This window comes from Wolbachia endosymbiont of Chironomus riparius (assembly GCF_918315375.1).
This window is the reverse complement of sequence record NZ_OU906733.1, coordinates 167,312-174,542: the sequence shown is the minus strand read 5'-3', so window position 1 is coordinate 174,542 and position 7,231 is coordinate 167,312. Positions and strand designations below refer to the sequence as shown.

At 29.8% G+C, this 7,231-nt stretch carries 6 protein-coding genes and 1 pseudogene; 3 read left to right on the top strand and 4 right to left on the bottom strand.

The window, feature by feature from the left end; translation table 11 throughout:
• Positions 1–2,118, bottom strand: a pseudogene (gene dnaE, locus NL275_RS00845) (DNA polymerase III subunit alpha); the annotation flags it as partial.
• A 159-nt stretch (positions 2,119–2,277) separates the two neighbouring features.
• On the opposite strand from dnaE, the gene NL275_RS00840 reads away from it, so the two are divergent.
• A complete protein-coding gene (locus NL275_RS00840; protein ID WP_253300120.1) occupies positions 2,278–3,381 on the top strand; it encodes an ankyrin repeat domain-containing protein in 1,104 nt (367 codons plus the stop codon).
• A 531-nt stretch (positions 3,382–3,912) separates the two neighbouring features.
• On the opposite strand, the gene NL275_RS02650 is transcribed toward NL275_RS00840, so the two are convergent.
• From NL275_RS02650 to NL275_RS00830, 3 genes are all read right to left on the bottom strand, one after another.
• A complete protein-coding gene (locus NL275_RS02650; RefSeq protein ID WP_256468533.1) occupies positions 3,913–4,047 on the bottom strand; it encodes a hypothetical protein in 135 nt (44 codons plus the stop codon).
• Positions 4,026–5,249, bottom strand: coding sequence for a hypothetical protein (locus NL275_RS00835; RefSeq protein ID WP_253300119.1), 1,224 nt, complete (start codon positions 5,247–5,249; stop codon positions 4,026–4,028). Before NL275_RS00835 ends, NL275_RS02650 begins: the two co-directional genes overlap by 22 nt.
• A gap of 76 nt (positions 5,250–5,325) precedes the next feature.
• Positions 5,326–5,769, bottom strand: coding sequence for a hypothetical protein (locus tag NL275_RS00830; protein WP_253300118.1), 444 nt, complete (start codon positions 5,767–5,769; stop codon positions 5,326–5,328).
• A gap of 381 nt (positions 5,770–6,150) precedes the next feature.
• On the opposite strand from NL275_RS00830, the gene NL275_RS00825 reads away from it, so the two are divergent.
• Positions 6,151–6,294 carry a hypothetical protein gene (locus NL275_RS00825; protein ID WP_253300117.1) on the top strand — a complete coding sequence of 48 codons (144 nt, stop codon included), beginning with the start codon at positions 6,151–6,153 and terminating at the stop codon, positions 6,292–6,294.
• Positions 6,295–6,748: 454 nt separating this feature from the next.
• Positions 6,749–6,904 carry an LssY C-terminal domain-containing protein gene (locus NL275_RS00820; protein WP_253300116.1) on the top strand — a complete coding sequence of 52 codons (156 nt, stop codon included), beginning with the start codon at positions 6,749–6,751 and terminating at the stop codon, positions 6,902–6,904.
• Positions 6,905–7,231 lie beyond the last annotated feature (327 nt).

Sequence of the window (7,231 nt, the reverse complement as noted above, 5' to 3'; positions counted from 1 at the left end):
CATTTCTTTTAGCACCATTAATGAAAAGTTCCCGCTGCTTATCCATTTCTTTCTTTATTTTCTTACCCATGGCACGCCTTAACAAATCTGCTTCTGCAAGGCTATATCCAGAAAGAACGCGTGCTATTTCCATTACTTGTTCTTGATAAATTATTACCCCAAAGGTTTCTTTTAGTGCTTCCTTCAACAGTGGATGAATATAATCTGGCTTTTCAAGCCCATGCTTTCTTGCAATATAAGTGGGAATGTTATCCATAGGGCCTGGACGATAAAGTGAAATTAATGCAATGATATCCTCAATGCAATCTGGCTTGAGTTTTATCAAAGCTTCTCTCATTCCTGAACTTTCAAGTTGAAATACACCTATTGATTTTCCACGAGAAAGCATTTCATAGGTTGCTTTATCATTTAAAGGTAGAGAATAAACATTAAAAAATTTTCCCTTGCGATTAATTAAATTACAAACATGCTTTACTAAAGTTAATGTACCAAGGCCAAGAAAGTCAAATTTTACAAGTCCTGCTTTTTCAACGTATTTCATGCTATACTGAGTAATAGGCAATGATGAAGTGGCATCATAATATAAAGGAACGAAATTTTCCAAATTTTGGTCACATATCACAATACCAGCTGCATGAGTAGAAATATGCCGATATATACCTTCAAGCCTCAGTGATATTGCAAGAAGCTTTGCTATCACTTCATCACTATCACGTTCCTTCTGTAAATTTCGATCTAACTTAATTGCTTGTGATAAAGTAACAGGATTCACAGGATTAAATGGAACCATTTTGGAAATTTTATCAACCTGAGAGTAAGGCATTTGTAATACTCTACCAACATCACGCAGTACTGCCCTTGCTTGTAATTTACCAAAAGTGATTATTTGAGCAACATAACCATATTTTTTATGAACATAGTCAATGACTAAATCTCTTTTTTCTTGGCAAAAATCAATATCAAAATCAGGCATTGAAATACGATCAGGATTCAAAAATCTCTCAAATATTAACCCAAATTTTATCGGATCAAGTTCTGTGATTTGTAACACCCAAGCAACAATCGAACCCGCTCCAGAACCTCTTCCTGGTCCAACTGAAATATCATTTGCTTTACTCCAACGAATAAAATCTGAGACTATTAAAAAATAACCAGAATAGTTCATTGAAGTTATTACACTGAGTTCATAATTTAACCTATCATCATATTGTTTTAAATTTATACTATCGTCATTTGCAATACGAAATTTTAATCCTGAGATTGCTTGCTCTCTTAGTTCTTCATTTTCAGTTTTATTGCTTTTGCAAGGAAATTTAGGTAGAATGGGCTGTCTACTTATTGGCATATAAGAACAGCGTTGAGCTATTACTAAAGTATTATGAACTGCTTCAGGAATATCACTAAATAACTTCTTCATTTCTTTTGCCGACTTAAAGTAATGTTCAGTGGTGAATTTTTTTCTATTCTCTTCCAAAGCATAACTTCCTTCTGATATACAAGTTAGTATGTCATGAGCTTCATAATCAGATCTGTTCGCAAAAAATACATCATTTGTTGCAACAAGTGGAATATTATACTGGTAGGCAAAATCTATCAATTTTTCCTCCAATTCTAACTCTTCTCTTAATCCATGACGTTGCAATTCTACATATAAACGGTTTTCAAATTTTAATAACAACTTACGAATTATTTCTTCATCTTTTTTGAGCAAAAGCTTCGCTAATATTCCATCATGCCCTCCCGTTAAAGCTATTAATCCTATGCTTAAATTTAATAATTCATCAAATTAACATAAGGAATATCACTATTACTATTACGTTTTTTAAAAGATTCACTTACTAAACTAACCAAGTTCATATACCCTTGCTGATCTTTTGCAATTAGCAATATAGGTAGATCTTGATCTAAACACTTAATGGTAATGTCGCAGCCTATTATTGGCTGTATTCCCTTAGATGCAGCATATTCTGCAAATTCAAGTGAGCCAAATAAGTTACCTAAATCAGTAATTGCAACCGCTGGCATTTTATTTTTCAAACAAAGTTCAATTAATTCTTCAATTTTTACTGAACTTTTCAGTAGTGAATAAACACTATGAAGACGCAAATGTATGAACATAAGAAATTTAAAATAAGTGATAAAAGAGTAACATCAATTTATTCGTGAAGACATAGTTTTACGATAAATTTTGAACAAATAATGATAAATTAATCATTTACTTGATAAGGCATACAATGTGTTGTAATATTAAGTATCACTCCTAATTTTATAACTATAATGTCTAATGATTTTAATACAATAAGAGATACTTTTCTTGCTGCGTTAAAAGAAGAAAACCTAAAAAAACTGAAACAGTTAGTTGAAAAATTAGTGAAATCTTACGAAAAGGTGCCACAAGAAGAAAGAAAAGAGTTTGGTATTGAAAGCTTGAAAATCTTTAATATGCAAAATTACAAAGGAAGAAATTTAATCATGATTGCAGCAGATTATGGAAGAGCAGATTTGTTGAAAAAATCATACCATATTCCTGAACATCTAACTGATGACGTATACTCGCCAAAAGAATTACAGGAAGTTTATAATCAGCGGATTTTTTCGTATATAGCAAAAGATACTCAAGGTAGTGACCAGTTCTTTAAAAAAGATAATGATAGTTATAACGCATTAATGCTTACAATAAATTCCGGTCATTCAGAATGTATTCGGTTTTTATTATCTCCGGAAACAGCGATTACCCTTAATCAAAAAGATAAACATGGGAAAACAGCTTTAATACATGCTATTGAAAGTGGTGATTTAAATTTAATAGAAGAGTTCCTAAGTGTAATGCAAGAAATACTTGGTGGAATAAATCAATATGATCCAAAATGTAAAATCACACTTGAGATCGATGATCAAACTGAAAAATATTTAAAAAAAGCTGTAGATCACAATGAAAATATTAAGCTTACAGTAACAAAATTTTTGAAAGAAATAAAAGAACATATTTTCATGCCATGTAAAATACCTTTATCATCACTAAAACGTAAAAATGCTGAGCAGGGTAATAAAATTCCTGATAAAAAAAGAAAATATGATTATGAAAATATAGAGAAAAAAACTCTGGAATTAATACAAAATTATACTAATTTGCTCAAACAAACAAAAAACTCTGTAGGAATTAACGGGTTAATGATAGTAAAAGAGTATAGTAATAATATAAAACAGTTAATTAAAAATTGTACAAACTTTACACCAGATCATAAAAGTAAATTACATAAAAAGCTGGAAATTTTAGAAAAAAAGCGCCGAGAGATTGGTAAATCATTACTAAAAAAACTTCTCAACCAGGCAAGTGAATCTGATTTAACTGATGAGAAAAAAAGAAGAGATTCTCGGTGATATAGAAAAACTATTAATAGAAGCAAAAATTCAGATCTCTCAAGGCCTGATTTATAAAAACACAGCAAAATATTATACTTGAAGCAATCGGCGTTGTTACAGCAAATACAATTAATTGTTCTAATAATGAGCATAATATACAAGAAGCACAGCATATTTCAAGAGTAGAAGAAGCACCAGCAAAAAGTAATTCTATAGATGAGCCTCGAAGTAATAAGAATCACTCAGTGCCAGAACAAAAGCTGCAGAAAATTCAATTGTGCCAAGTGAATTTAAATAAAACATCTGATCTACAAAAAAAATGAAGCGATGAGAACTTGTCTATAAACAGAGTATTGATTTTTATATACTTTTCACGATTTAGATAAAACAAATAGATAAATTTTTAAAAAAAGTTAAAATATTTCATTAAAAAACTTAGCTAAAACTCCCAAATCAAAATGCGGTACCTTCTATGTTCAGAAAACCTTAAAATTTTGCCACAATTGCAAACTTACACTTCCAAATGCATATGAAAATTTGTCTTTATTATTATCTTCTACTCATACACATACCTAGCTGATTGACATTCACATTGCTCAACAAGGTACTATCAAATATTTTTATACCAGCTTCTATCACTTCATTACTCACCTCACCTTCTGCTAATACTTGATTTCTTTCCATTTTATTTCTTCAATTATTGCCTGTAACAATTTCTTCGGTGCAGTGTTACTTTCCTTAACTACTCTTTCTACTACCTTTTCTTGACTATCTGCTACTATATCTCTTAGCTCTTCCTCATCAAGCTTTAATATTTCTCTTGTGAAAATTCCACTTACATTCCTAATTTGTTCCGCCTTTTGCTCTGCCTTCCTTCTTCCTTCAGCTAATTCTTCGATTCTCTTCGTACTTCTCTTATCTTTCGCTTTTATTATTTCCTCATAGTTATTTTTTGACCATTCACCTACATCTGTGCGATAACCAGGACCTGTAAATATTTTTTCCCACGCTGGATTCCATTCATATCCGGAGTAAGATTTCACTGTACGCACAATATACCTAAAACACCTACTTAAAAACATTGATTTTGGTAAATCATCATAATCGCTTAAAATCTCAAAAAATTTCTCATAAAGTTTTTTGAGATATGGATTTTTAGATTGTTTTGATTCTTCTTTTATTTCTAATAAGTAATCTATTATTACTCTATCATCTCCTGTGGCTATTGCTAAGTAACCAACTTTGACACATTCATTAAGTATAACATATGCATGTTCTCGCTCTTTTTTAGATACAGATTCACTACTAAGTAAAGATAATCTATGTCTAAATTTACTAAAATCACAATCATTGATGCAAGTTTGCAATAGACTTAAAAACTCTCTTTTACCCTCATCACCTATTTTATTGAATAATATTAAATCCTCTGCACTTTCTACAAAACATCCTTTCTCAGAAGGGATTTCAGAGACAACTTTCAGTAAATCTATTCCTTCCTTTCCTATCATAGGAAAATCAAATATTAACTTATGCACTTTTCTTATTATTGTAAAAATTGATTTATCTATTAGAGCGTTATATTCTCCCCCTAGCTGTTGCAGTTTTTCTTTTACTGTAATTGATTTTTGCGTTTGAGCATCTATAACGTAACTTGCTAGTAAAGATGCCCCATTAACAATCAATACACTGATTACATGTAAGCTAGGTTTATTTTTACTTGCCGCATATTCCATACAATCTTTGATAAGTTCATACCGACTATTTTTTATAACGTATTCCCTTATTCTTTCTCTTTTTATTTTAAACTTTTTTTCCAGTCCACCTTCTATATCATCAAATTCTTTATGTAATGGGTGATTTATAGTTTTATATGCGATACGCAACACATTTTTTATTAATTTATCATAAACCTTTTTGACAAATTCATTATTTTGTACTCTACTTACTATTTCTTTACTAATATTAGTTTAGTATCGACCTCAATTTATTGTCACTACCTGTTAATTCATTAAGTTTTTTTGTCAATGATTGATGCAAAGAACTGATAGATTGACCATTTCTAATTCTCAATTGATATTGTTTCTTAATCTTCACACACATCTCACCATATATTTTTTTATAATTGTGTGATACATCTAATTTTAGTACAGGTTGTAAACAAAGGTCATTTTGAAATTCTTCAGTAAAACCTCTTACACACTTATTTCCTCCTGTATAGTCATCGCTATGGTAAGAATAAGGAATGTTATTTGCATCACACATGTCTTGTACATTAAAAACTTGATATTCATTTTCTACAACTTCATGTTGGAAATTTTTATATTTCTGTAGTATTTTCTGTTCTACTGCTTCTAACTCTTTATTTACTTTTTTAATAACAGCACTATCTCCTATTACTATATCCACATCATCGCAACAACCAATAAGATCTGCAAAATTTTTGTCTAAGATTTGTTTTTGTATGGCAATTATGTTGATAGGTAATTGATATTTTAAAGTTTGAATAACTCCTGTAACTTATAAGAAAGAATGGCATTAGCAAGCCAATACCCAGGTAATTGAAGATGTTTCACATCTAACAATACTTGTAATAACTTAAGATCACTACTATCGATTGCTGCTTTTAAGCTGTTCTATTAATTGTTGATCAAAAAAACTTGACATGCTCTCTTATACCAAATTAGTAATTTTCCATATTAAAGTAACTAATTTCAGTAAGCAAGCTTTTTATCTTACATTTCCTTTACTTTTTTTATAATTAAAACACTAGATTCACTGCAAAGAGTGGTGAAAATAAAAGAAAAAGATAGCAAAAAGGTATTTAAGATTTTAGTGGATGTGACAGAGCAGCAAATACAGAGAAAAAAAGATATAAAGAATAAAAAATCTTACTCTGGGAAAAAGAAAGTAAAAAAACAAAAATTATTATAGGAGAAAATGAGCAAATTTTATCTACATCAAAATCTTATAGAGGTCGAATGTTCAAATAAGAAAACAGGAAAATTAAAGATAGCATAAAATACATCTGTGTTGGCAAAAACTGCAGTGTGATTCGTACACAAAGTACCAGACTAACAACTTAAGAGCAAAAAGAAGATATATCCGTTGTTTTATACTATTTCCTAAATAAGAATTGCTAACTCTTATCAAACAACATTATACGTATGAAAACAAAAAATCACACGTATAAGATATATATTATTCTTATTGTCATTTTATCATGCACATCATGCCAAGGATGGCACTTGATTGTATTTTCAATCTTCCTTATCGTAAAGGCTTCAGTTAGCACCTTGTACTACTCACATGCGCCATATTATTTACAAAAGCCTAATGCTATTATATATCAACTTCAATATGAGGCAGTACACGTAAACGTCATCACGTGAGATTTTGGAAAATTCCAGCAAAAGAAGAAATTTGGGTAGGATCTGCATCATTTGACAAAAAAGTCAAATTTAACCGTAAAACTAAGAAATTTACTCATAAGATCAGTGCTGATGTAGGCAGTGAAAGAGATTTTATAGCAAAATATCTTTAAACAACATGGGTTTGAATCAACGATTATAGACAACTTTCAAAATGAGTTACATGGCTTCAGTGGAGAAGGTAATTATTACTATACTGACAGAAAATTAGCTTTGTTGAAAAGTAAAATTTCTAATATAAAAAAATAAGAATTATACATAACGACTAAGATTTATATTAATAAAACATCTGGTTCTTACAAATTAGAACTTGTAATAACCTATATTGAAAAAAATTTTTATATTATAAATTTATATCTATGAAATTATAATATAAAACTCATTAAGATTTAAGAAAAAAAGTGCGATATACCAACTTATAAGGTTTGTATTGTAGAGTT

Bases quoted from the DNA above. Each gene is read 5' to 3' on its own strand.
- NL275_RS00840 (WP_253300120.1), top strand. From the start codon at position 2,278: ATGTCTAATGATTTTAATACAATAAGAGATACTTTTCTTGCTGCGTTA.
- NL275_RS02650 (WP_256468533.1), bottom strand. From the start codon at position 4,047: ATGGAAAGAAATCAAGTATTAGCAGAAGGTGAGGTGAGTAATGAAGTG.